This is a genomic window from Roseibium hamelinense (assembly GCF_007830545.1).
Taxonomy (GTDB): Bacteria; Pseudomonadota; Alphaproteobacteria; order Rhizobiales; family Stappiaceae; genus Roseibium; species Roseibium hamelinense.
Window position 1 is genome coordinate 1 of the sequence record NZ_VLLF01000009.1, and the last position, 24,721, is coordinate 24,721.

Below are 24,721 nucleotides of genomic sequence, written 5' to 3' on the forward strand. Positions count from 1 at the left end.
TTGTCCGAAACGTTCTCGTCGGTCACAGGACCAATCGGATTTTCATTCACATCCAAGACATTGAAGGTGAAGGTTTCTGAAGAGGAAGACCCGTCCGAAGACGTCGCCGTTACAACAACCGTAATGGAAGGCTCTGTTTCCGCATCAAATTCGGCATTCGGGGCAACGGTTACAACACCAGTATCGGGATCAATGACAAACCGCGGATCGTCGATTGCGTATGTCACCGTATCGCCTGCATCCGGATCCTCCGCAAAACCCGTAAGTCCGACAACGGTGCCAGGACCAACATCCTCATCGAATTCATTCGCGGCAAGATCCGTATCCGTCACCGGTCCGATTGGAGAATTGTCAATTTCTGGATCGTCGTCGTCAGGACCATCATCCGGGTCTTCATCATCGCCGTCATCATCGGGCGTGCCGTCGTTTCCGAAATCATCCGGCGTGCCGTCTGTGGGTGTGGCAAATGCCTCAGGATCACCGCTGCCGCTTCCGATGCCGGGTCCAACATTCTGACCACCAGCATCGACACCATCTCCGCCGAGAGCAAACTGGGGAAGGGTCGCGTCAAGACCGCGCGCGGCCGGTGCATCTCCGCCACCACCGCCATCCGGCGCGCCCGCCGGCGCAGCATCGGATGTTGGAACCACACTTAAATTGCCAGATGGTTGAACAGGCGGCAGGCCAAGGCCGGAACCGCCGCCAAGACCGGATCCATCTCCAGACCCGGAACCTTCTGAGTCTCCAGACCCTTCGTCAAGGAGCGGGTCTCCAAAGCCTTCGTGTTCCAGAGGTACCGCCTGATACAGATTGGCGATAGTTGCTTCGCCGCTGTCACCCGGATCGACGTTTAGCGTGTAGTCGTTGGATTCACCCGGCCGGTATGGATCTCCCGCCTGCGCGCTCGCACGCACGGTATCAACAGGCGCACCTTGCCCAGATGGGGGTGTGTTTGCGGCTGCGTTTTCCGGTGTGTCTTTGACGTCCGTGTTGCTCATGACCGTAGAAACTCCAACTTTACATGCGGCCATACAAACGACGTTGCGTTAACAAAGCGGGAATCAGATCAAATAGAGGACCTTATTCTATTCAATTCCTCAGCGGAAAATATGTCTTTGGTAAACGCTTTTGAAATGTTTGCAGGACTTTAATTGCTGCAGGAGGCATTACGTATGGTTAGTTTTATCAGGGATACTTTAAGCAGTCTTTCGCTCCCAGAACTTTCTTTCAAGAGTTCAACTAGCGGCAAGACTATTAAACCACCCCGTCTTCCTGGAACTGTCATTGCAGCTTCAGTGCTCATCAACGTGCTCGCACTTGCGATGCCGCTGACCATACTTCAAGTCTACGATCGAATACTCCCGAACAATGCTACTGACACCTTGATCGTCCTTGTGATTGGACTTGCTGTTGTTCTGCTATTTGATGCCATCCTGAAAATACTTCGACTGTCAATTGTGAGTTGGCTCGCTTCTTCATTCACTCACCTTGCGCAACTCGAAGCTGTTCGCAGGATTCTATATCGCCGTTCGGACATTGACGACGATGCCACAGTTTCCAAACAAATCGACAGCCTGCGCGCACTTCAGTCACTTGGTGACCATTATGGTGGGCAGGCCAGGCTGCTGCCGATCGACATACCCGCAAGCATGATATTTCTTGTTGTCCTGTTTTTAATCGGCGGGCCGATTGCGCTTGTTCCAATCGTGCTCCTCGGCGTCTTTGCGCTGCTGACCGCACGGCTGAACACCAGACTGACATCACTGGTCGAAAAACGCTCTCAACAGGATCAGCGAAAATATGACTTTATCATTGAGGTCCTGACGGGCCTCAGCACGATCAAGTCGCTCGGCCTCGAACCCATTATTCTGCGCAGATACGAAAGGCTTCAAAAACAGGTCGCCCAACAGGGCTACGACTACATTGAGCTTTCTAACAAGGCACGCAACCTGACCTCCTTATTTACGATCCTTACAACAGTAGGCGTCGTTTCCGTCGGAGCGCTTTTAGCGATGGGTGGTATCATCAGTGTCGGAACGGTTGCAGCGTGCACCTTGCTGGCAGGCCAAGTGGTTCAGCCCCTTCTTCGCGGTATCAATCACTGGACCGATATGCAGCGGATCGGTCATGACTTTGCTGACGCGCGCAGTCTCTTCAACCTTCCACAAGCACAGCCCTTGCAGGCTCGGCACACATCGCTCACCGGGAATATTGAGCTCACGGGTGTCAGCTTTACGCACCACCGCGGTTCTATGGTCTCCATTCACGACGTCTCACTGCGGATCAAGGCAGGACAATCAGTCGCTATCGCAGGGTCGGACGGCAGCGGACGGTCAACAATCTCAAGGCTCATGGCAGGTGATTTAAGACCGACATCTGGCCGAATTTTGCTCGATGGCGAAGACCTGTTCGGACCCGCCCATGAGCCACTGCGCAGCCAAATCGCTTATGTCGGGAACGATGCACAGATGTTTGCGGGCACGATCTTGCAAAATCTGACGCTTTTCGGATCGCAGACAGACGTGCGCAAGGCTCGAATGGCCGCAAGTCTGATTGGGCTGGAAAAGGATATCCACCTTCTACCGCTCGGCTACGACACTATGTTGAGCACGGGCATAGAGGAAAATCTGACAGCTTCCATGATCCAGCGAATTGCGATCGCCCGCGCTTTGGCAGGCGAACCAAAGTTTCTTATCCTGGATGATGCGAATGTGCCGCTTGATCACGCCAGCGAGGCGCAATTGGTCGAAGGCCTGAAGCGAATTAAGGGCCAATTAACACTGATCGTCGTAAGCCATCGCCCCTCTTTCCGGGCCCTTGCAGATATCGAATACACTATGCGTGACGGCACGCTTACCGGCACTGGACACAGGCCAAGCGGTCCCAAAGCGACTGCACGCCCAGCGATCCAGCCACGTGTGACCAGAAAAGCCAGCTAAGGATACGAGTACCATGTCACTGGCAGCCTTCTCCACCGAGGAACCCGCAAGCGGCGAAACAATAGCGAAAGGTGCGCAACCTGATCTTGCAACACGGCTGCATCAGCAAATCGGGCAAGGGGACAGGGCGTCTTCAGTCGCTGAGAACTGCCTTCTTCCACTTCTGAAAGCGCTCAACTGGGATGGTATGGAACGCCATTTGTTCGAAGCGTTGCCTCATCTGGAGGGTATCTCGAATACATTCGATTTACGTGCAGTTCTCACACGCCTGAATTATCGCACGCTGCAAACGCAACGTCGGTTAAAGGACCTCACCAACGAACATTTTCCATGCCTTTTGGACACAGGTGACGATGTCTTTGTCTGCTACAGACGTTCTAGTGATGGAAAGGTCCATGCGTTTAGCGGCAGAAACCAGCATGAAGTCACGATTGATACCAAACTGGACAAGACCGGCGATCTCTTTCTGATTAATCCCGACGATGCGTCCATGGCGAAGACGGCCGAATTCAAACACTGGTCGTCACGTCTGTTCCACCGTTTCCGGGGCACGATTCTGTCAATCTTCTTGGTCGGTTTTCTGACCAATCTGCTCGCCCTCGGTCTGCCTTTGTTCGTCATGAATGTGTATGACAAGGCGATTGCGGCAAAATCACCAACCGTTCTCGTAACGTTGCTCGCAGGCATCTGCGTCATTCTGGTGATGGATGGGCTGGTAAAATCAACGAAGGCCCGTCTGCAAGCTTATTTCGGATCGCGGCTTGATGCTGTGGTAGCGAACACCACGTTCCGGCACTTCCTGCATTTGCCGCTTCCCATGATCAACTCGGCGCCGATCGGATCGCAGATTATCCGATTGCGCCAGTTCGACAGTGTGCGGGACGTGTTCCACGGCAACCTGGCGAATGCTATTGTAGATCTTCCCTTCTCAGCCATTTTTGTTGTCGCTTTGGCCCTTATCGCCGGGCCCTTAGCAATCTTGCCGGCAGGTCTTCTAATTCTTTATGTCATTGGCGCTTTCTTCTTGGTGCCCCGCATGCGCCGCGCGATCAATGTCGCCGGTGAAGCGAAATCGCGGATGCAAAATGCAACAGTCGAAACCCTGACGAAACATAAAGCAATCCGGGATCTGTCAGCCGACGAGGTTTGGATCGACCGCTACAGGAATCTGTCGGCGGACTTTTCGATGAAGAATCTTAAGACCCGGCACTTGTCGCAATCCATGCAAGTCGTGTCGCAGACACTCATGACGATTTGCGGCATTGGTGTGCTCGGCTTCGGAGCCGTCATGGTCATGAGTGGCAGTTTGACGCCGGGCGCACTGATCGCGGTTATGGCTCTGTCCTGGCGCTCGCTCAATCCGATGCATCAGGCCTTCCTGAGCCTCACGCAGCTCGGCCAGGCCCAACAAACCATTGAACGCATTGACGGTCTTTTGAAAATCGATCTAGAGCGCCAGCCTGGGAAGCTCCCAAGCCTTCACCGCAAGTTTGGCGGCACTGTGCGATTTTCATCCGTTGTACTGCGTTACCCAGGACGCAACGACCCTGCTTTGCGAAATTTTTCGCTACAGGTCGACAAAGGCACTGTCACAGCGATTACCGGTCCCAGTGGCGCTGGCAAATCCTCAATCATCAAAACGGCACTTGGCCTTTACCGCCCGCAAATGGGCGCGGTCCTGGTAGACGACCTCGATATCCGGCAGCTTGACCCTGGCGAGTGGCGGTACGCCATCGGATATGCCCCGGAACACTTCGACTTTTTCTATGGAACCGTCGCCCAGAACCTGAGAATGGCCAACCCGCAAGCCGACAACCGCATGGTTCAAGACGCTTTCGATGATTTTGGCCTCGACCAGTTCAGCGACCTATTGCCAGAGGGCCCCAACACGCGGCTGACAGGGCAATTGCTCGAACGGCTGCCGGACTACGTGAAGCAGCGTATCTTGCTCGCCCGGGCCTTCATCCGGCCGGCTCCGATTTATCTGCTCGACAACCCAGCAGGCAACCTGGACTTTGAGGGCGACAAGCTGCTGATGAAAAAGATCAACAAAGTACGGGGGGAATCGACGATCCTCCTGTCAACATATCGCCCGAGCCACATGAGGCTGGCCGACCAGTTGGTTTACCTGCGCCACGGGCAAGTGGCCGTCGCAGGTAAACCCGATGAAGTGCTTGATGATGTTCTTAAACTGCAAAGCCGTCACTGACCCCAGAAGGGCCAAGGACGCGTTATCCTGTTTGAACTGAAGGCCAAAGGATTGGCACGATGAGTATGAGTGATCAAAAAGACCCGGTTAAAAAGGCCGTATACGGACGGCTTGGTTTACCTTTGGAGCTTGAGGACGGCGTCCCTCCAGCCTTTTATTCTAGGCTGCTGACGGGGCTGACGATCGCTGCCGTGGTTTTGCTTGTCTGGGCTGCGTTTGGCCAGATCCGCGAAGTCGCTGACACAACAGGCGAAATCATGCCAGCCGGCCAGATCCTGACCGTCGAACACTTGGAAGGTGGCATTGTCAACGAGTTGCTCGTTGAGGAAGGCCAACTGGTTAAAGCAGGAGATCCGCTTGCTCGACTTGAAAAACAGGACACCACAACAGAGCTTGCGCGCATCCAAAGCAGACTAAGGTACCTGGAGCTCGAAGAACAACGGCTGCTCGCACAAGAATACAACAACCCGGAAACAGTCGGACTCCGCCTGCAATCGAGTGTTGAGGTCCCGGAGGTTAATGTTGAGGGACTAAGCGCTCAGCAGTTGGCGGCACTAAACGCCAACAAACAAGCGCTGTCGGACGAGCAAGCCGCGCTTGCCGCTCGTGTGGCGCAAAAACAAGCGGAGATTGCCAGCCTGGAAGCGCAATACGCAATACAGCTGACGCAGGTTGAAATAGAAAAAGAGAAATTTGAAATTCAGGAAGGCCTTCTTAAAGATGGCTACACATCACGGCGTAGGTTCCTTGAAGCCAAGGGCGAATATCAGCGCGCGCAAGTGACGTTGGAGCAGCTTGGTGGTAGCCTGGCCCAGGCCCGTGAAATGCTCGCTGAAGCACAGGCAAGTCTGTCACAGGCCGGAGCGGAAGTGAATCGGGACGTCGCAGATGAACGCTCCCGGATCGCGCAGGAACGAGATGAACTTGAGCAAGAACTCAAAAAACTGAGGGATCGCCAAGACCGACTTTTCGTCAAGGCGCCAGTGGAAGGCTACATTAAGACGCTCGGTCAGAGTGGCCGGGGAGCGGTTGTCAATCCCGGAGATATGATTGTCGAAATCGTCCCTGTTTCAGAACGTCTTGTTGCAGACGTCAAAGTGAACCCGAAAGACATTGGGCACATCAGCGTGGGTGATAGGGCTGATATCTCAGTGACAAGTTACGATACAAATGTCCACGGCACGATCACCGGTGAAGTTGAAACGATCTCAGCCTCCAGTTTCGAAGACGAGTATGGCGAGTACTACTTTAAAGCCGTCATCGCCTTTCCCGGAAATACAATTGGCAGCGGGAGCACAGAGCGGCCGGTGCGGCCAGGAATGCAGGTCAACGCGCAGGTGGTTACGGGTTCTAAATCGATCCTCGCTTACCTCCTCAATCCCATTACCCGGGGCATGCGTACGATCTTCACGGAACGATAACCAGAGACCTCATAACGAAAAAACCCGGCTCCTCGAGGAGCCGGGTTTTTTCGTTGTTTTAAGTCTCATGCCTCTAGTGGGTGGACGGTGTCACCATGGCAGTAATCGTGTCCTGGACCGTCAGGACACCGAGCGGCGCGCCGGTTCCATTGACAACACTGGCTTCACTTTGCCCGGTGTCGGCAAACTTTTTGGCCGCTTCTTCAAGCATGATGCCTGACGGGATCGTCAAACCTCCTTCAAGACTCTTCGACTTGTCCATCACGGTATCGACTTTGATGACCCGACCACGGTTCACCTCACGAACGAAATCGGAAATGTATTCATCAGCAGGCCGAAGGACGATTTCCTGGCCAGTACCTTGCTGTATAACCGCGCCATCCCGCAAAATCGCAATACGATCTCCCAGGCGGAGCGCTTCATCCAGATCATGGGTAATGAACACGATTGTCTTGTGAAGTTCTTCCTGAAGGTCAAGAAGCACCGACTGCATGTCCATCCGGATGAGCGGATCAAGTGCAGAAAACGCCTCATCCATTAAAAGAATGTCCGCATCGTTGGTCAGTGCGCGCGCAAGTCCGACACGCTGCTGCATGCCTCCCGAGAGCTGGTTCGGATAATGGTCTTCAAAACCGTCGAGTCCTACCCGAGTAATCCACCTAGACGCCCGTTCCTTTGCTTCCTTTTCCGGAACGCCCTGGATTTCCAGGCCATAAACCGCGTTTTTCATTACCGTGCGATGCGGCAGCAAAGCGAACTTCTGAAACACCATGGCCGTCTTGTGCCGGCGGAATTCCCGAAGCTCGTTCTTGGACATCTTGCAGACGTCGTCGGTGCCATACATGACCTCGCCTGCGGTCGGGTCGATCAACCGGTTGATGTGGCGGATCAAGGTCGACTTGCCTGAGCCCGACAACCCCATGACCACCTGTATCCGGCCGGCAGGCATGGAGATGTTGATGTCATTCAGACCAAGGACGTGGTTGAACTTCTCATTGAGCTCGGCCTTCGACATACCGTCTTTGACCTTTTGCACCATCTCTTTGCCATTCGGGCCAAAGATCTTGTACAGATTTCGGATTTCAATTCCGTGTTTTGCCTCAGCCATGGATCACCTCCGAGTGCTTCTGGAGGCGTTTGCCATAGGCTTGGGTTGCACGGTCAAAGATGATGGCGATTGCAACAATGGCGAGTCCGTTCATTACACCCATGGTGAAATACTGGTTGTTAATTGCGTTCAGAACCGGCTGGCCAAGTCCTTTCACGCCAATCATTGATGCGATTACAACCATTGCCAGTGACATCATGATGCATTGGTTGATACCGGCCATGATTGTTGGCAACGCAAGCGGCAGTTGGACATTTGTCAACTTCTGGCGTGCATTCGAACCAAAAGCGTCGGCTGCTTCCAACACGTCTGAATCAACCAGTCTAATTCCAAGATTGGTTAAGCGGATCATTGGCGGGATAGCGTATACGACCACAGCGATCACGCCGGGAACCTTACCAAGGCCGAAGATCATCACCACAGGAATGAGATAGACAAAACTCGGCATGGTTTGCATGAGGTCGAGAATCGGATTCACAACGCCCTGCACGCGATCCGATCGTGCCATGAGAATTCCGATCGGAATGCCCAGAATAACCGCCATAAGGGTACATGTCGCTACCATCGCAATGGTGCGCATCGTGTCTTCCCACATACCGAAGACGCCTATGAGCGCGAGCGCGATTAAAGAGCCAATGGTAACCTTGAGATCGCGGCTCATCAAAAAGACGATACCCACCAAGACTGCGAGAACGATGGGCCAAGGCGACCCGATCAGGAGACCTTCGAGGAAGACCAAAAAATCTTCGAGCGGCTCGAACATACGTTCAAGCGTTTCGCCATATGCCCGGGTGAATTCGCGAAAACTCCCATCAATGGAAATCCGCAAATCCCGGAGAGTGCCGCGACTCAGCGACGGAAACTCTATCCAATCCATCTTGTTACCCCGATGGTCTGTTTGTGCCCCAGTTCAGAAGCCGCGCGGGTGTAAGCGCGGCTTCCATTTCTTTTTGATTTGTCGCCTGTTTTTCTTTTACAGAGCAGCTTTCACTTTCTCAGCAACGTCAGCCGGCACCCAGTTACTCCACACGTCTTCATGGTTTTCGAGAAAGTAGTAAGCGCCATCTTCGTTGGTCGCCTGGTTTTCCTGCATCCATGCGAGAACTTTACCGGCAGTCCGGTTGTCCCAAGTACGGCCCTTGACGTAATCCATAGCTACGCCCGCCTTGTCGGCAAACTCATCGGTCACGACAGTGAACACTTCGGACTTCACCCACGAATTTTTCTGTGGGTTCGGGCAGTCTTCAATTACGGTACAGGTATCCCACTCTTCCTTATTGTGCGGCACTTCGAAGTCGAGCAGCGTCATGTCGTACTTGCCAAGGATCGCAGTCGGTGCCCAGTAGTAGCCAAGCCACCCCTGATCGCGCTCAAACGCACGTGCGATGGATCCGTCCAAACCTGCCGCAGATCCAGAGTCAACGAGCTCGAAACCTTTGTTCTCTGCGTCAAACGCACGGAACAGGTTGCCTGTGGTGATGCGGCAGTTCCAACCAGTTGGGCAGGTGAAGAAAGCGCCTTTGCTTTCGTCCTCTGCACCCGGGAAGAGGTCGGGACGAGCCAATGCATCTTCAACAGTATAAATGTTGTGCTCCTCGGCGAGGTAGGTCGGGATCCAGAACCCTTCCACACCACCTTCATTGAGAACTTCGCCGCCGATGATCAATTCGCCTTCAGCAACAGCCGCATCGAGTGGCTCGCGCACTGCATTAATCCAGAGTTCCGGAGCGATGTCTGGCTCGGCCTTTTCATTCATCGACGTGAACGTCGGCATCGTATCGCCGGTCACCAGTTCGACCGTGCAGCCGTAACCGTTTTCAAGAATGATCTTGTCGATATGTGCGATCGCACCGGCTGAGGCCCAGTTCATTTCGGCCATCGTAACGGTACCACAGTCCTCGGCCATTGCCGACGAAGCTGCTACACACATCGCGGAGGCCGCGGCTGATACAAATAACTTCCTCATGAAGGTACTCCTTGCTGATTTTTGCTTATTTGACCTGGCTCAACGTTCAGAGCGCGAATGAATGAGTATTCGCATGCCCGAACAAGCGAGACAGTTGGTTTTTTCGGAATTTGGAACGTCGATGCGACAAAATCACACTGAGGTAGAAAGTTATATTGAAGACCAATCACAGACATCAACTTGTTTCTTGCTCAGCCATTCTCTTTTCGACTAGAGACGAAAGAAAGTTTCGCATGGATGTATTTCCATACGCTCAACCGCATCTAACATCACATATCATTACACTATACGACAGCATATACAACAGCCGCCTTGCATTTCTCTAAAGGTCGGCAAGTAATTGAACAAGGACAGCCATTATTGCGACACATTCATTCGCAGAACCGTCATTCCAGATCAGAAGATTACCAGACCTGCGCCTTGTTGCTTTTCATATTTGGAAAAGGTGTATCAACACAATTTTCGTTTGAAAGATGTTTTGCCGGACATGCATGGCGGTCCAAGTGTCACATAAACAATTCGCTGAGCGCCACTTCCGCAATCAGGAAGTGTAGCGTAAAACGCGGATTGTTATACAGAACACGACACCCCGCGAACTTGAAGGCACTCCATGCGATCTGTTTTTCATCTGGCTTACAATGTAACCGACCTCAAAAAATCCCGTGAGTTTTATGGAAATGTCTTAGGCTGCACAGAAGGACGTAGCACGGACAATTGGGTAGATTTTGACTTTTTCGGCCACCAGATTTCCCTGCATTTGGGAACACCATTTCAAACGGAAAATACCGGAATGGTCGGTGATCATATGGTACCTATGCCCCATCTTGGTGTTGTGCTGGACATGGACAAATGGCAGGCCCTCGCTGATCGGCTTATAGCTCTCAATATGGACTTTATAGTTAAGCCATCAGTCCGTTTCGCCGGTGAACCAGGCGAGCAAAGCACAATGTTTTTCACCGATCCATCTGGAAACCCCATCGAGTTAAAGGGCTTTGCAAATTTTGACGGTGTTTTCGCACAATGACATTAGTTATTCCGTTTATCTCCAGCGCTGGCGGCCAGGAACGGCAGGCCTGGAAAACCGCCCTACCCGAGGCCTTGGATGGTATCGGGATCGTCAAGCCATTTTCTGATCTGTCGGCACCCGAGCGGCAAGCAGCAACAATCGCGATCGTTGCCAACCCAGATTCGAAAGAAGTCGCTGCACTGCCCAACTTGAAATGGGTGCACAGTCTTTGGGCCGGCGTAGAGCGTCTAGCCAAAGAACTTCCCGAAGATGGACCGATGATCGTGCGGCTGGTCGATCCGCAAATGGCTGAAACAATGTCCGAGGCTGTTTTGGCTTGGTCCCTATTTCTCCACCGGGACATGCCTTGCTACGGCGCCCAGCAAAGGCGATCAGAATGGATTGAACATGAATTGAAGCTCCCTGAGGAGCGCCGAATTGGGATCCTTGGTCTTGGAAACCTAGGCCAGCGCTCGGCGTTGCGTCTCAGGGCCAATGGTTTCCCGGTTTCTGGATGGAGCAGGTCGGAAAAGCACATCGAGGGACTTGAGACGCATGCCGGTTCTGACGGCTTGGACACAGTGCTTGGCCAATCTGACATTCTGGTGGTTCTTGTACCATTGACCGCTGAAACCGCAGGTCTTGTCGATTCAAGGGCCTTCAGCAAACTGCCGAGAGGTGCCGCTTTAATCAATTTCTCCAGGGGGCCTGTTCTAAACGACGGCGATCTCTTGAAAGCGCTAGACAGTGGACACTTGAGCCACGCTGTTCTGGATGTGTTCGACCAAGAGCCGTTGCCTCAAAAACACCCGTTTTGGCTACACGAGAAAATTACGGTTTTACCGCATATATCGGCACCAACGGTCACAAGAACAGCTGTTAGGATCGTCGCGCAGAACATTTCGCGCTATCTGCAAACCGGCGAGCTACCCGAAACCGTTGACCGTGGCCGGGGATATTAGGTCAAACTTAAACGCCTGTCGCAAATCTGTCAGCGAGGCCGCTTAAGCGGTCATGGACCAGTCGACCACTTTAGAAAGACCGCTCCATGACCGACCTCCCCGTTCTCGGCGCCGCACTGTCCATTAATGGCTTTAAAGTTCACCGGGAGCTGATGCTCGCCAGGCCGAGGGACCTTGAGCTTCAGGACTTCATCAGCGCTGACCTCCTGAACGGAAACTGGCAAGAGAGTGTCGACACCGCGCTTAAGCTCCTTGATGGTCATGAAGGCCGGCGCGGGATCCACGGCCCGTTCTGGGGCTTTACGCTGGATGCCATGGATCCGGAGGTTCGGAGCATTGTCAAAAAGCGTCTTCTCCAGGGGCTAGATGTCTGCGAACGCCTAGGCGGAACACACATGGTCGTCCACAGTCCGTTTTCGACCTGGGATTACAACAATTTAGACAACTACGATCGCGGTCGAGAACGGAAAATTGAGCTGTGCCAGGAAACAATGGGGCCGGCGGTTAAGCGTGCTGAAGACATTGGATGCGAGCTCGTCATCGAAAACATAGAAGATAAAGATCCGAACGACCGGCTTCGGCTTGCGCAGAGTTTCGGGTCCACAGCGGTGAAGGTGTCAATAGATACAGGACACGCGCACTATGCCCACGGGTCGACAGGCGCTCCGCCGGTCGATTACTACGTGAAAGCCGCAGGCGACATGCTTGCGCATGTCCACTTGCAGGATGCCGATGGCTACGCGGATCGTCATTGGGCCCTTGGAGAGGGCACAATCAACTGGCCCTCAGTTTTTGAAGCACTGAGCAAAATCGGGAGCAAGCCGCGCTTGATTATCGAGCTTCGGGATCACAACGGTGTTCCGGAATCAATCGCGAAAATGGCCGCACTCGGCCTTGCGCAGTAACCTAAAAACCCGCCGAAAACCTAAGGTTTTAAGCCGAATAACGTGGCTCAGTCAGTTATTCGTTTCAACCCATAGCCCATGGACCGTGAAACCCCTTCCCTTCACGGTCCACCCGTTCGAAGCCGTGAGCCCCGAAAAAGTCCCGTTGTGCCTGCAACAAATTCGCGGTTGATCGCTCGGTGCGCATGGTATCGAAGTAGGACAGCGCCGCGGACAGCGCAGGTACCGGCAAGCCATGCATGGCCCCTTGGGCGACAACAGCGCGTAAAGCTTCATGTGTTTCCTTAAGACGTTCCGCGAAATACGGCGCAAACATCAAATTGCGATCAGGATCGTCCGAAAGTGCTGAAGCCATGTCGTTGAGCATCGAAGACCGGATGATGCAGCCGGCTCGCCAGATACGGGCTATATCCGCTAGGGGCATGGACCAATCATATTGTTTGGCGGCGGCTGAAATGAGTTCAAAACCCTGAGCATAGCAGATAATTTTGCCGGCGATCAGAGCAGCTTCCAACAGACTTGGGGCGATCTGGTCCGATGACATTTTTTGAACGGACGGTCCAAACAACGCCTGACCCTGCCGGCGCTTTCCAATGAGCGCGGACATGTTGCGGGCGCCGACAGCAGCTTCGATAGTGCCCATAGGCGTGCTAAGCATCAGAGCTTCGATTGCTGTCCAGCGTCCGGTGCCTTTTTGTCCTGCCCTATCGAGAATTACATCAAGCATCGGGGCTGCCGTTTCTGGATCCACTGCCCGACTGACCTTTCCGGAAATTTTTATGAGATAGGACTGGAGAGCGCCCCGGTCCCACGCTTCAAAAACTTCCGCGGTTTGAACCGCAGTGTAGCCATAGCCGTCCCGCATAATACCGTAGACCTCGGCGATCATTTGCATATCGGCATATTCAATGCCGTTGTGAACGGTTTTGACGAGATGACCTGCCCCTGCTTCGCCAAGATGAGCCGCACAGGGAGAATCTTCATATTTTGCTGAAATTGCCTTTAGGATAGGGGCGACCTCGTCCCATCCGTCTTTCGCCCCCCCAGCCATAATTGATGGCCCGTGGCGAGCTCCCTCTTCTCCTCCAGAAACGCCAATACCCATGAACCTTGGGCCCGAGTTCATCGTGGCCTGAGCACGGAGGTTGGTATCATGGTAATCCGCATTCCCGGCGTCGATAATAAGGTCTTCCCAATCCAAAAGCGGTGCGAGGGCCTGGATCTGCGCGTCGACTGCCTCTCCTGCCGGTACCATGAGGATGACAGCTCGAGGGCGTTTGAGCGATTGTACAAAGTTTTCGAGATCCAATGCCGGGACAACGTTCCCGGCCAAATCACCCGCATTTTCATGGAACGCCACAGTTTTTGCGGTCGTGCGATTGTAAACCGCAATTTTGAACCCGTTCTCCGCAATGTTAAGGGCCAGGTTTGCCCCCATGGTCCCTAGGCCAACAAGGCCAATGTCCGCCCCCGCGCCCGAGCTACTTGCGGTCATCGACATTCCTTTCGTGTCGCAAAAACTGTCAAAAAGACTTGGCGTGCTCATTAGACCAAGGCGGCGCAATCCGCAAACCACTGATATCTGCGTGTTCCATGCCCGGGCAAAGTCACCCGTCAGTAATTATTACTAAGCGAAACGACATAAATCCGGAAAAATCTGTCACAGAAGCCTGATACGCGAATTGTGACCCGCAGCCTCCTGTTTTCCAGCGGGTCGCTGCAAAAGGATCTGAGATATGAAAACGCTACTGATCGCAGCGGGCCTTTGGGCTGTTGCTTCCGGCTCTGTGCTTGCCGATGACGTTTCCGGTAAACTCATCCTGTACACGTCCCAGCCCAATGCAGATGCGCAAGCGACCGTGGATGCCTTTACGGCAAAACATCCAGGCGTCGACGTGGAGTGGGTGCGTGATGGCACCACAAAAGTGATGGCTAAATTGCGCGCCGAGTTTGAAGCCGGAACTCCGAAACCGGACGTTCTCCTGATCGCCGACATGGTGACCATGGAAGGTCTAAAAACCGCAGGTCGCTTGATGGCCCATGAATCCGCAGATGTTTCCGCTTATGACCCTGCGATTATGGACGAGGACAAGACCTATTTCTCGACAAAACTGATCACCACCGGGATTGTCTACAATACCAACGCGCCCATGAAGCCAACGTCTTACCAGGACCTTTTGAAGGACGAAGCAAAAGGCAAAATAGCAATGCCGTCGCCGCTCACATCCGGGGCCGCAACGATCCATATGGCGGCCTTAACAACCAATCCTGACCTTGGCTGGGCCTACTACGAGGGTTTGTCGGACCAGGGCGCAAATCCACAGGGCGGAAACGGCGGCACCTACAAGGCCATTGCAGGCGGTGAAAAGCTTTACGGTTTCGTGGTCGACTTTCTGCCGATCCGCAACAAGCTTGAAGGCGCCCCGGTGGAATTTGTATTCCCCGAAGAAGGGGTTTCCGCTGTGACCGAACCGGTGGCGATTCTGTCGACGGCGCAAAACCCGGACGCGGCAAAAGCATTTGTGGATTTCTTGATCTCCGAAGAGGGGCAAAAATTGGCTGCTTCTCAAGGATACCTTGCCGCACATCCTGCTGTAGCGCCACCAAGAGGCTTTCCGGCGCGCGACCAAATCAAGTTGATGGACTTTGATCCTGCGCAGGCACTCGAGCAAGATCAGGCCAACAAGCTTAAGTTTTCCGAAATTTTCGGCGGCTAGCACTCAAGCAAAATGGCGCTTTCCCGGCACTTGAATGGCGAGGGCCTAACCCTTGCCATTCTGCTTCTCGCAGCCACGATTGTCTGCGGACTTCCGCTTTTTCTGCTGTTCAAGCTCGGTTTCACCAGCGACGGCGCCCTTTCCCTTGGTCCATTGCTGGAGGCGCTCAACAGCCGGTCCGTCCAACGGGCTCTTTGGCATTCTTTGGAAAGCAGTTTTTTGTCTGCATGCGCAGCAACGCTGCTCGGTGCATCGGTTGCCCTCTTGATCAGCCTGACCGATGTACGCGCAAAAGGCCTGTTGGTCTTCTTGATCCTACTGCCCATGATGATCCCTCCGCACGTTACCGCGATCGCCTGGATCCAAGCACTTGGCCCCGCCAGTCCGGTCCTGCGATGGCTTGGCATCGCACCGGAAATCGGATCAACACATCCGCTCTATTCTCGGGAAGGCCTGGTATTGCTTCTGACGCTTCAGCACAGCCCTTTGGTTTTCTTGCTGGTTCGAGCTGCACTGCGCTCTTTTCCTCGGGAGCTTTCGGATGCCGCGCGTGTTTCAGGGGCCGGCGCTCTGCGAATGCTTGTCCGCGTTACCTTGCCCCTTCTTGCTCCCTCCTTGCTGGCCGGGTTTGCACTGGCCTTTGTAGCCGCACTTGGAAACTTCGGCATTAATGCGCTGATCGGGATCCCGGCACGCTACACAACGCTCCCGGTTCTGGTCTGGCGGCGGCTTGCAAGCTTCGGTCCGGATGTCTTGCCAAACGTGGCTGTAATATCGGTAATATTGGCTGCTGTCGCATTGGCTGCAATCAGCCTGCAAAGCTATTTCCAACACCGTATGCGCACAACTCTTATCGGGCCGCCGCAAACAACCCTAGCAATACCGCTTGGCCGGAACCGCACCTACATTGAGCTTGGTCTGTGGGCATTTGTCGGCGCCGTGCTTTTACTGCCGGCTGCGTCACTCGTAGCCACTGCGTTGGTGAAGACCTACGGTGTGCCACTCGCCATCAATACAATCACATTTGAAAATTTTGCAGAAATCCTCTGGCGCCAATCCGTAACCTTGCGAGCATTCGTAAACTCAACATTCATCGCGGCAGCCGCGTCGATCGGGATCGCTGTGATCAGCATCTTGCTGGGATACTTTCTGTCACACCGCACAAAAAGCCATCGGCGTGCGGCTGGTTTGGCTTTAGGGCAGGCTGAAGTGGCGTTTGCGGTTCCTGGGCTTGTTATGTCGATCGCTTTCATACTTGCATTCATAGCGCCGCTGCCGTTTTTGAACATCTCACTTTACGGAACCATTTGGATCATCTTGATCGCTTACATGTCCTGCTTTCTCGCAATAGGACTGAAGCCCGTAGGGGCAGTGTTCCTGCAACTTGATCGGAGCCTAGAAGATGCAGCACGGGTGGCAGGCGCGGGCTTCGAGCGCAGACTACGGATTGTGTTTGCCCCGCTCGTCGCGCCTGCCGCCGCGTCCGGAGCCGTCCTCGTTTTCCTGACAGCATACAATGAAGTCACAGTTTCGGCACTGCTCTGGTCTACCGGAAACGAAACCATCGGCACGACCATTTTCAATTACGAAGACGGTGGTTACACCACACTTGCAGCAGCCATGTCGACAGTGGTAGTGGTCGCAACCGTTTTCATCATGATCGCCATGAATGCACTCCGAAGGCGCGTGCCAACCGGTACGATTCCTTGGGTGAATTGAGACCAAAGAGCAGTTTTACTCTGGCAAAAGCCAAGCATCTTCAATTCTAAGAGAAACCTTGTCCCCTTCGGTAACCCGCCGACTGGTATTCACGAGAACAGCTGGCTGGCTGGCATTCAGCTGCACATGTACTTCCCAAAAACCGCCACGATAGGTCACCCGGGCAACACGACCTGAAATCCCATCACCATCCGGGCTTACAACAATTTGCTCTGGACGGATCAGCAATTGGCCATCGCCTTCACTTGCATTTTCCGCGCAGCGCACAGGCACATGCACGCCTGAAAACGCAATCAAGGCCAATCCTCTGTCAGCTTTTTTGACGACAACATCAACGAGGCTCCCACGGCCAATGAAGCTTGCGACCCGCTCATTTTTTGGCTTGCTGTAAAGCCGATGGGGATGGTCAACCTGAAGAACCTTACCGTCCCACATCAGGGCAACACGATCCGCCAGTGCCATTGCTTCGCGTTGATCATGCGTGATGAACAACGTTGTCGCACCTGTAGCGCGGTGGAAGTCCGACAGCTCTTCTTCCATAGCATGCCGCAGGTGCGGGTCGAGATTGGCGAGCGGCTCATCCATAAGAACCGTTTGGGCACCTTGCGCCAAACACCTGGCAAGGGCAACGCGCTGCCTTTGGCCGCCGGACAGATCTGCGGGCTTGCGGTCTGCATAGGGTAAAAGCTCCACCCGTTCCAGGCAGTTGCGGGTTTGAGCCGCGATGTCGTTTTTCGCCAACCGGGCAGTTTCCAACGGAAAGGCCACATTGCCCGATACACTCATATGCGGCCACAAAGCGTAGGACTGAAAAACCACCCCGACGTTGCGTTTTTCGGGAGGTACATGCGTGCCTTTGCCGGCAACATGGTGCCCAGCCAAGTGAATTTCACCGCCGTCAATTGTCTCCAGACCCGCTATCGATCGAAGCAAGGTGGATTTACCGCATCCAGACGGACCAAGGACGACGAAAAACTCGCCTTTTTCAATATTAATCGAAACACCATCAAGGGCCGCATGGCTATAAAAATACTTGGAGACTGACGAGACAGATATGGTCATGGCGCCCGTTTACGCATGGTGCATGACAGTAAAATTACGGATACTTGCGTCGCATAGGGTTTTAAGCTTTGGCTCGCAAACGCAGGATCAGATCGACTTCTTCTTCCAGAGCGCGGCCATAGGCACGCGCGGCAGGCGGATTGGTACAGGCGAGGCTTTCCTGACGGTACAAGCAATAGGCGGCAAGCCGCCAATGATAGGCTATCCTATCCCGCTCGAAACGGCGCATGACATCGCGGTCCGGATAGGTTTGCAGCAGGACATCTTCAGCATGCAGGGCGAGTGGCCGTATCCCGTAAAGCGTCAGAAGTCCTGGTGACAGGAAACACACGAGATCCTCTACCGGGTCGCCAATCCCGGCATACTGCCAATCAATCAGTCTCGGCCCCTCGCGGGTCGCCAGAACAGTGCCGAGACACAGGCTCCTGTGCACAAGAGTAGGTTCAAAATCGATCCTATCATTTCCAAAGTCTGATTCAGAAGGTCTGAGCTTGATCAGATTGGCTGCCCGGCGGCTCTCCGGTATCCGCGTCAAGATGTTGTCGGCCTGGGCAAGTACATCTAAGGCACCGGCAGGAACCTTCTGAAACTCCTTGGTTGCGATCACCTGGCTGGCCAGGTTGACCAACAATTTCCCCGCTTCCCGGACATCGATTTCGTCTGACCCCGCAGGTTCATATCCGTAGATGACCATCGGGTTGCCGTCAGGGCTTTCAAAGGCCGCTTCAAGCGATGGCGCAAGTCCAATACTCTCAAGATAGTACAATGCCGAGGCTTCCTGCTTTGGCAGTGTCGGAAACAGCGGGTTGTCTTCCAACCCCGGATAAAATTCCTTAACGATGAATATCCTGCCATCGGCTCTCAATTCCCAGAACCGGCTAGTGTAACTGACAGGCATCGGTCGCAAAACAGCATCGGCTAGCCCCGCCAAAACCCGATGCTCACGCAAAAAAGAGAGCAATGCGCCATCACTCAAACCTGATATCAATCTTGCCTCCTCCAGCGCATTGTCTCCACATCTGATCAACCGGTTGTCCAGGAACGTCAAGCCGGAACCCGGCCGGACGGGCACTTTGCGGCCAGCCAAACACACAATGTCGCAGACAGAGCATAGACCGTCGCTCTGGAGAGATGGTCATACCTTTCCCCGGCCCCCAGAGTTGGCACAACGGGCCGGCTGCATCCGGCACGGCCCGCAAGTGCCTGGAGACAAGACATGGTCGATGCCGCATTGGAAACCAAAGCTGCTGCAAACCCGGCCCGGCGCGGCAGAAGAAGACACGCAAATGGTTCTGGAGCTACCGGGCCGGAGCTGTTTCCTCAAAAAGCCTTCCGTCAACCTCGCAACATTTACAAACCACTTGAAGCCGTCTCAGCAGACGAGCTGGAAAGCATCCACCAGTCGTCGCTGACCGTCTTGAAGGAAATCGGCATCGACTTTCTACACGATGAAGCGCGGGCAATGCTGAAGACTGCTGGTGCGGACGTAGCCCCAAACTCGGAGCGTGTCCGTTTTGATCCGGTGCTCGTTGAAGAGCTTGTTTCCAAAGCACCGGCAGAATTCACCGTGCATGCGCGCAATTCGGCTCACAACTTGAAAATCGGTGGGGATTACATAGCGTTTTCATGTGTTGCCAGCGCGCCCAACGCACAAGATCGGGACAGCGGCCGGCGCCCGGGAAACCAACAGGACTACCGGAACTTTTTGAAACTCGCCCAGTTCTTCAACATCATCCACTGCGTGATGGGATATCCGGTCGAACCGGTCGATATCCATGCTTCTGTTCGTCATTTGGATTGCGTTTCCGATATGGTGCGCATGACGGACAAGGTGTTCCATATCTATTCGCTGGGCAAAGAGCGCAATCTCGACGGATTGGAAATCACCCGTATTGGCATGGGGCTCTCGAATGAGGAATTCCGGCGCACGCCCAGTGTCGTCTCCATCATAAATACGTCATCCCCGTTGCGGCTCGACACACCGATGCTCCAAGGGCTGATCGAAATGGCAAACGCCGGACAAGTTAGCGTCATTACACCATTTACCTTGTCGGGGGCCATGGCACCGGTCACCGTTGCCGGGGCGTTGGTCTTGCAAAATGCAGAAGCCCTGGCCGGGCTGGCCTTTACTCAGCTGGTAAAGCCAGGCGCGCCAGTCATTTATGGCGGTTTTACTTCAAACGTCGATATGAAATCAGGATCACCAGCCTTTGGTACGCCAGAATATGTCAAGGCAGCACTTGTCGGTGGTCAGTTGGCTCGCAGGTACGAGCTCCCTTATCGATCCTCCGGAGTTTGTGCCGCCAACACCGTCGACTACCAGGCTGCTTTGGAAACAACGTTATCCGAATGGGGCGCAATCAACGGCGGAGGCAACCTGATCAAGCACGCCGCCGGGTGGCTGGAAGGCGGTTTGTCGGCAGGATTTGAGAAGTTTATCGCTGATGTCGACCTGCTGCAGATGCTTGCCGAGTACCTCACTCCACTAGATGTTTCACCTGAAGCACTGGCAATTGACGCCATCCGAGATGTCGGACCGGGAGGCCATTTCTTTGGCACCCAGCACACGCAGGACCGATACAAAGACGCCTTTTATGCACCGATCCTGTCTGACTGGCGCAACTACGAAACCTGGGCAGAGGCCGGCAGCCCCACTGCCTACGACAAGGCGAACATCCTCTACAAGAAAGCCCTTGAGGCCTACCAGTCTCCATCGCTCGATCCGGCAATCGGAGAGGAGCTGGATGCGTTTGTTGCCAAGCGCAAAGAAGAAGGCGGCGCACCCACCGACTTTTAGGCTGCCAGCCGTTTCAGAAACAGAACGATGTACGCGCCCGATCAGGGCAAACCGGAGTAGAACATGAAGACCCACACACAAGTTGTTGTCATAGGCGGCGGTGTCGTTGGCTGCAGCGTCCTTTACCACCTTACTAAACTGGGCTGGAAAGACGTTGTACTGGTAGAGCGCGACGAGTTGACTTCAGGGTCTTCATGGCATGCCGCCGGCGGTTTTCACACGCTGAACGGCGACCCGAACGTGTCACAGCTGCAGAGTTACACGGTCGATCTTTACAAGGAATTGGAAGAGATATCAGGACAGTCCTGCTCCCTGCACCTGACCGGCGGTGTCATGTTAGCGGATACTCCCGAACGCATGGACTTTCTGCGCCTCGCTCAGGCCAAAGGCCGGTATTTGGGCATGGATCTAGAACTGATTTCCGTGTCCGAAGCCAAGAAAATGTTTCCAATACTGGATGAAAAGTATTTTCTAGGAGCACTTTGGGATCCGATCGAAGGACACCTCGACCCTTCCGGTACGACACACGCTTATGCCAAGGCTGCCCGTATCAACGGAGCCGAAATATACCGCCACACCAAGGTAGAAGATCTGGTCCAAACGCCGGACGGAACTTGGAATGTCATTACATCAAAGGGCGCGATTCATGCTGAGCATGTCGTCAATGCAGGTGGCCTTTGGGCACGCGAATGCGGTCGCATGGTTGGGCTGGAATTGCCTGTTCTCGCTATGGAGCACATGTATCTGCTGACCGAGGAGATGCCAGAGGTCATTCAGCACAATCAAGAAACTGGAAAGGAGTTGATCGGCATCTTGGATTTTGGCGGCGAGATTTACACCCGCCAAGAGGGAAGAGGCATTCTGCTCGGGACCTATGAGCAAGCCTGCAAGCCCTGGAGCCCGAAGCAAACGCCTTGGGATTTCGGCCACGAGCTGCTCGCACCCGATATTGACCGGATTGCACCTGAACTTGAAGTCGGCTTTGAGCACTTTCCAGCGCTTCAAAATGCAGGAATCAAGCAGATCATCAATGGACCTTTCACATTTGCCCCTGATGGCAATCCGCTGGTTGGTCCCGTAAGGGGCTTGCGAAACTACTGGGTGGCATGTGGTGTGATGGCCGGCTTCAGCCAGGGCGGCGGTGTTGGTCTGACACTTGCCAACTGGATGATCGACGGCGATCCGGGCTACGACATCTGGGGCATGGACGTCGCGCGCTATGGCGATTGGGCAACGCTGTCCTACACGAATGCCAAGGTACAAGAGAACTACCGGCGCCGGTTCCGCATCAGGTTCCCAAACGAAGAACTCCCCGCAGCCCGACCACACCAGACCACCCCGCTCTACGACCAAATGCTTACCCAAGGAGCCGTGATGGGTGACAGCTGGGGACTTGAGACGCCGCTGTGGTTCGCACCCGAAGGGCAAGAGGCGAAGGATGTCGTCTCGTTTCACAGATCGAATGACTTCGACGCTATTTCCGGTGAATGCCAAGCCGTTCGTAACAGTGTCGGGATTACGGAAATCGCCAATTTCGCCAAATATGAAATTACCGGCTCCGGCGCAGAAGCCTTCCTTGACAGGGTGATGACTAACACGATGCCAAAGGTTGGGCGCATTGTCCTGACGCCTATGCTGAACGAGCGCGGCAAACTGATTGGCGACTTCACAATCGCTCGCGTCTCGGAAAATCATTTTTATATGTTTGGGTCCTCTCAGGCCGAGGTCTATCACATGCGCTGGTTCGAACAGCACCTGCCTACGGATGGATCGGTGGTAATAAGGCCGATCAACCTCGGTTGGGTAGGCTTGTCGATTGCCGGGCCCAATGCGCGGAAAGTCCTGGAAATGGTAACCGATGAGAATGTCTCAAACGAAGCGTTCAGATTCATGGATTTCCGCGAGATGGACATCGCCCACGCACCTTGCAAGGTCAACAGGATATCCTACACCGGCGACCTCGGCTACGAGATTTGGATGAGCCCGGAATATGAGCGGCAAGTCTATGCAGCATTGATGGCTTCCGGGCATGAGTACCAGATCAGGAACTTTGGCATGCGTGCCCTGCTATCCCTTCGCCTAGAAAAGAACTTTGGCACTTGGTTCCGCGAATTCCGGCCCATTTATGGTCCCTATGAAGCCGACCTTGGCCGCTTTGTGAAAATGAATAAGCCAAGCTTTATCGGCAAGGAGGCTGCCATGTCAGAACTCACCGAAGGCCCAAAGCGTCTTCGAGTCGCCTTTGACGTTAAGGCAAATGGCGCTGACGTGCTGGGTGATGAACCGATTTGGTACGAAGAAAAAGTCGTCGGCTGGGTCACTTCTGGCGGCTATGCGCACCATGTCCAAAAGTCACTGGCACAGGGCTATGTTCCGGCTGAGCTAGCGACATTGACCGACGAAGATTCATTTGAAATCGAGATTCTCGGCGACCGGCGCAAGGCCACAATACTGCCTGAGCCACCCTTCGACCCCAAGGCTGAACGAATGCGCATGTGACTGCTGAATTTAGGAAACCAAGGAGGGGCCGGCATGAAGATTGATCAAACGTTTGGTCGGCACCGGCGGAAGATCATGCCCAATGTTTTACCGGCCCACCCGGGAGAGTCCGCAGACTTTTGCGCACTTTCAGCCTATGCGACCGACAAAGCGGCTGCGCTAAACCGGCATGTTCTCGGCTATGGCGAACTAGCGGAAAGAGAGTGGCATCAGCGCGACCTGCAGGCACCGGATCTTGATGCGATACGCGCCTATCGTCTGGACCGGATCCGCTCCGAACTCATAAAACAGGATCTGGCGGCAATCATTGTTTGCGATCCGCTCAACGTACGCTACGCAACGGATTGCACGAATATGCAGGTCTGGTGCACGCACAATGCGGTAAGGTATGCATTCGTACCCACCAGTGGCCCCGTCGTCCTCTTTGATTTTCACAACTGCGAACATCTTGCAGCGCACGCCGATCTTGTCGATGAAGTAAGGCACGGGGTCGCCTGGTTTTATTTCGAAGCTGGCCCGAGATCTGCCGAGCTGGTCATCAGATGGGCCAACGAACTCGCTGACCTTGTGAGCAAGCACGGGGGCGGCAACAAGCGTATCGCGGTGGACAAGACCAGGCAGGAGGGTATTGCGGCCCTGCATGCCCATGGTTTGGAGATCTTCGACGGTGAAGCGGTTATGGAGCACGCCCGCTCGGTGAAGTCTCCTGACGAAATCAAGGCCATGCGTCGGTCGATCGCTGCCTGCGAGGCAGCCATGTCGATCATGGAACATTTACTAGAACCCGGAATGACCGAATGGGACCTATGGTCAATCTTGCACTCTGAAAACATCAAGCGAGGTGGGGAGTGGATCGAAACGCATCTGCTCTCATCCGGACCACGTACGAACCCGTGGTTCCAAGAAGCATCCTCCCGTAAGATTCAAGCTGGTGACATGGTCGCCTTCGACACGGACCTCGTCGGCCCCTATGGCATGTGTTGCGACATCTCGCGTGCGTGGCTCGCAGGCAACGGAAAGCCGACCAATGAGCAACGCACACTGTACCAGATGGCGGTAGAGCAAATCGAGGCAAACTGCTCAATGCTCGCACCAGGCAGAACTTTCAAAGAGCTAAGTCACCAGGCAGCCACTTTGCCGGCAGAATTTATAGCCAATCGGTACTCGGTTCTGTTTCACGGTGTTGGGCTCTGCGATGAATATCCGGCTGTCCCTTACCCCGAAGACTGGGCTTCCGGAGGTTACGATGGCACCTTGCAGCCCGGAATGGTGGTCTGCGTAGAGAGTTTTGTCGGGCGTCACGGTGGGACTGAAGGTGTCAAGCTCGAGGACCAAATTCTAATAACGGAGACAGGCCACGAGAAACTGAGCAGATATCCGTTCGACCGGCGGCTCATGGGCGCATAGCCAC

The 24,721-nt window shown here is 54.3% G+C and carries 18 protein-coding genes; 11 read left to right on the forward strand and 7 right to left on the reverse strand.

The genetic code is table 11. The annotated features are described in order from the left end of the window. A partial coding sequence (locus tag JM93_RS21790) for a cadherin repeat domain-containing protein (protein ID WP_170230716.1) occupies positions 1-998 on the reverse strand: 998 nt, incomplete at its 3' end. Positions 999-1,172: 174 nt separating this feature from the next. On the opposite strand from JM93_RS21790, the gene JM93_RS16920 reads away from it, so the two are divergent. The 3 genes from JM93_RS16920 to JM93_RS16930 are packed head-to-tail and all read left to right on the forward strand — an operon-like array spanning position 1,173 to position 6,569. Beyond that, on the forward strand, positions 1,173-2,939 hold the full coding sequence (locus tag JM93_RS16920; RefSeq protein WP_145345865.1) for a peptidase domain-containing ABC transporter: 1,767 nt from the start codon (positions 1,173-1,175) through the stop codon (positions 2,937-2,939). A 13-nt stretch (positions 2,940-2,952) separates the two neighbouring features. Then, a complete protein-coding gene (locus tag JM93_RS16925) occupies positions 2,953-5,148 on the forward strand; it encodes a peptidase domain-containing ABC transporter (protein ID WP_145345867.1) in 2,196 nt (731 codons plus the stop codon). A gap of 59 nt (positions 5,149-5,207) precedes the next feature. Continuing rightward, the gene (locus JM93_RS16930) at positions 5,208-6,569 is read left to right on the forward strand and encodes an HlyD family type I secretion periplasmic adaptor subunit (RefSeq protein WP_145345869.1); all 1,362 of its coding nucleotides are present in this window, start codon (positions 5,208-5,210) and stop codon (positions 6,567-6,569) included. Between the two features lie 73 nt (positions 6,570-6,642). Here the strand turns inward: JM93_RS16930 and JM93_RS16935 are convergent, their stop codons facing one another. The 3 genes from JM93_RS16935 to JM93_RS16945 all read right to left on the reverse strand — a co-directional run bounded on the left by JM93_RS16935 (position 6,643) and on the right by JM93_RS16945 (position 9,643). Then, positions 6,643-7,677: a quaternary amine ABC transporter ATP-binding protein gene (locus JM93_RS16935; protein ID WP_145345871.1), complete on the reverse strand. Its 1,035-nt coding sequence runs from the start codon at positions 7,675-7,677 to the stop codon at positions 6,643-6,645. Next, the gene (locus JM93_RS16940) at positions 7,670-8,554 is read right to left on the reverse strand and encodes an ABC transporter permease (protein ID WP_145345873.1); all 885 of its coding nucleotides are present in this window, start codon (positions 8,552-8,554) and stop codon (positions 7,670-7,672) included. The genes JM93_RS16935 and JM93_RS16940 overlap by 8 nt, the downstream gene beginning before the upstream one ends. A 96-nt stretch (positions 8,555-8,650) precedes the next feature. After that, complete coding sequence (locus JM93_RS16945; RefSeq protein WP_145345875.1) at positions 8,651-9,643, reverse strand: ABC transporter substrate-binding protein; 993 nt, start codon at positions 9,641-9,643, stop codon at positions 8,651-8,653. Between the two features lie 610 nt (positions 9,644-10,253). On the opposite strand from JM93_RS16945, the gene JM93_RS16950 reads away from it, so the two are divergent. The 3 genes from JM93_RS16950 (at position 10,254) to JM93_RS16960 (ending at position 12,516) form a co-directional block, all read left to right on the forward strand. Continuing rightward, the gene (locus JM93_RS16950) at positions 10,254-10,667 is read left to right on the forward strand and encodes a VOC family protein (protein WP_145345877.1); all 414 of its coding nucleotides are present in this window, start codon (positions 10,254-10,256) and stop codon (positions 10,665-10,667) included. Further along, positions 10,664-11,611 carry a 2-hydroxyacid dehydrogenase gene (locus JM93_RS16955; RefSeq protein WP_145345879.1) on the forward strand — a complete coding sequence of 316 codons (948 nt, stop codon included), beginning with the start codon at positions 10,664-10,666 and terminating at the stop codon, positions 11,609-11,611. The genes JM93_RS16950 and JM93_RS16955 overlap by 4 nt, the downstream gene beginning before the upstream one ends. An 86-nt stretch (positions 11,612-11,697) precedes the next feature. Beyond that, positions 11,698-12,516 (forward strand): sugar phosphate isomerase/epimerase family protein, encoded by an 819-nt coding sequence (locus tag JM93_RS16960; RefSeq protein ID WP_145345881.1) that lies wholly within the window; start codon positions 11,698-11,700, stop codon positions 12,514-12,516. 64 nt (positions 12,517-12,580) lie between these two features. On the opposite strand, the gene gndA is transcribed toward JM93_RS16960, so the two are convergent. After that, a complete protein-coding gene (gene gndA / locus JM93_RS16965; protein WP_208995259.1) occupies positions 12,581-14,011 on the reverse strand; it encodes an NADP-dependent phosphogluconate dehydrogenase in 1,431 nt (476 codons plus the stop codon). Positions 14,012-14,252: 241 nt separating this feature from the next. Here gndA and JM93_RS16970 point away from each other — a divergent pair, with 241 nt between their 5' ends. Together JM93_RS16970 and JM93_RS16975 are read left to right on the forward strand one after the other, a co-directional pair. Next, positions 14,253-15,233 carry an ABC transporter substrate-binding protein gene (locus JM93_RS16970; RefSeq protein ID WP_145345885.1) on the forward strand — a complete coding sequence of 327 codons (981 nt, stop codon included), beginning with the start codon at positions 14,253-14,255 and terminating at the stop codon, positions 15,231-15,233. Between the two features lie 12 nt (positions 15,234-15,245). After that, positions 15,246-16,952, forward strand: coding sequence for an ABC transporter permease (locus tag JM93_RS16975; protein ID WP_145345887.1), 1,707 nt, complete (start codon positions 15,246-15,248; stop codon positions 16,950-16,952). Positions 16,953-16,967: 15 nt separating this feature from the next. On the opposite strand, the gene JM93_RS16980 is transcribed toward JM93_RS16975, so the two are convergent. Further along, the gene (locus JM93_RS16980) at positions 16,968-18,014 is read right to left on the reverse strand and encodes an ABC transporter ATP-binding protein (protein ID WP_145345889.1); all 1,047 of its coding nucleotides are present in this window, start codon (positions 18,012-18,014) and stop codon (positions 16,968-16,970) included. A gap of 61 nt (positions 18,015-18,075) precedes the next feature. Beyond that, entirely contained in the window at positions 18,076-19,002 is a 927-nt protein-coding gene (locus JM93_RS16985) for a phosphotransferase (protein ID WP_208995261.1), read from the reverse strand. A 228-nt stretch (positions 19,003-19,230) separates the two neighbouring features. Between JM93_RS16985 and JM93_RS16990 the strand changes: the two genes are divergently transcribed. From JM93_RS16990 to JM93_RS17000, 3 genes are all read left to right on the forward strand, one after another. After that, entirely contained in the window at positions 19,231-20,811 is a 1,581-nt protein-coding gene (locus JM93_RS16990; RefSeq protein ID WP_145345891.1) for a trimethylamine methyltransferase family protein, read from the forward strand. 63 nt (positions 20,812-20,874) lie between these two features. Next, a complete protein-coding gene (locus JM93_RS16995; RefSeq protein ID WP_145345893.1) occupies positions 20,875-23,310 on the forward strand; it encodes a GcvT family protein in 2,436 nt (811 codons plus the stop codon). Positions 23,311-23,343: 33 nt separating this feature from the next. Continuing rightward, the gene (locus JM93_RS17000) at positions 23,344-24,717 is read left to right on the forward strand and encodes a M24 family metallopeptidase (RefSeq protein ID WP_155197360.1); all 1,374 of its coding nucleotides are present in this window, start codon (positions 23,344-23,346) and stop codon (positions 24,715-24,717) included. Positions 24,718-24,721: the final 4 nt, after the last annotated feature.

Excerpts from the sequence above, each read along its gene's own strand:
- JM93_RS16990 (WP_145345891.1), top strand. The coding sequence starts at position 19,231 with ATGGTCGATGCCGCATTGGAAACCAAAGCTGCTGCAAACCCGGCCCGG.
- JM93_RS16930 (WP_145345869.1), top strand. The coding sequence starts at position 5,208 with ATGAGTATGAGTGATCAAAAAGACCCGGTTAAAAAGGCCGTATACGGA.
- JM93_RS16995 (WP_145345893.1), top strand. The coding sequence starts at position 20,875 with ATGAAGACCCACACACAAGTTGTTGTCATAGGCGGCGGTGTCGTTGGC.
- gndA (WP_208995259.1), bottom strand. The coding sequence starts at position 14,011 with ATGACCGCAAGTAGCTCGGGCGCGGGGGCGGACATTGGCCTTGTTGGC.
- JM93_RS16925 (WP_145345867.1), top strand. The coding sequence starts at position 2,953 with ATGTCACTGGCAGCCTTCTCCACCGAGGAACCCGCAAGCGGCGAAACA.
- JM93_RS16955 (WP_145345879.1), top strand. The coding sequence starts at position 10,664 with ATGACATTAGTTATTCCGTTTATCTCCAGCGCTGGCGGCCAGGAACGG.
- JM93_RS16970 (WP_145345885.1), top strand. The coding sequence starts at position 14,253 with ATGAAAACGCTACTGATCGCAGCGGGCCTTTGGGCTGTTGCTTCCGGC.
- JM93_RS16945 (WP_145345875.1), bottom strand. The coding sequence starts at position 9,643 with ATGAGGAAGTTATTTGTATCAGCCGCGGCCTCCGCGATGTGTGTAGCA.
- JM93_RS16960 (WP_145345881.1), top strand. The coding sequence starts at position 11,698 with ATGACCGACCTCCCCGTTCTCGGCGCCGCACTGTCCATTAATGGCTTT.
- JM93_RS16920 (WP_145345865.1), top strand. The coding sequence starts at position 1,173 with ATGGTTAGTTTTATCAGGGATACTTTAAGCAGTCTTTCGCTCCCAGAA.
- JM93_RS16980 (WP_145345889.1), bottom strand. The coding sequence starts at position 18,014 with ATGACCATATCTGTCTCGTCAGTCTCCAAGTATTTTTATAGCCATGCG.
- JM93_RS16950 (WP_145345877.1), top strand. The coding sequence starts at position 10,254 with ATGCGATCTGTTTTTCATCTGGCTTACAATGTAACCGACCTCAAAAAA.
- JM93_RS16975 (WP_145345887.1), top strand. The coding sequence starts at position 15,246 with ATGGCGCTTTCCCGGCACTTGAATGGCGAGGGCCTAACCCTTGCCATT.
- JM93_RS16935 (WP_145345871.1), bottom strand. The coding sequence starts at position 7,677 with ATGGCTGAGGCAAAACACGGAATTGAAATCCGAAATCTGTACAAGATC.
- JM93_RS17000 (WP_155197360.1), top strand. The coding sequence starts at position 23,344 with ATGAAGATTGATCAAACGTTTGGTCGGCACCGGCGGAAGATCATGCCC.
- JM93_RS16940 (WP_145345873.1), bottom strand. The coding sequence starts at position 8,554 with ATGGATTGGATAGAGTTTCCGTCGCTGAGTCGCGGCACTCTCCGGGAT.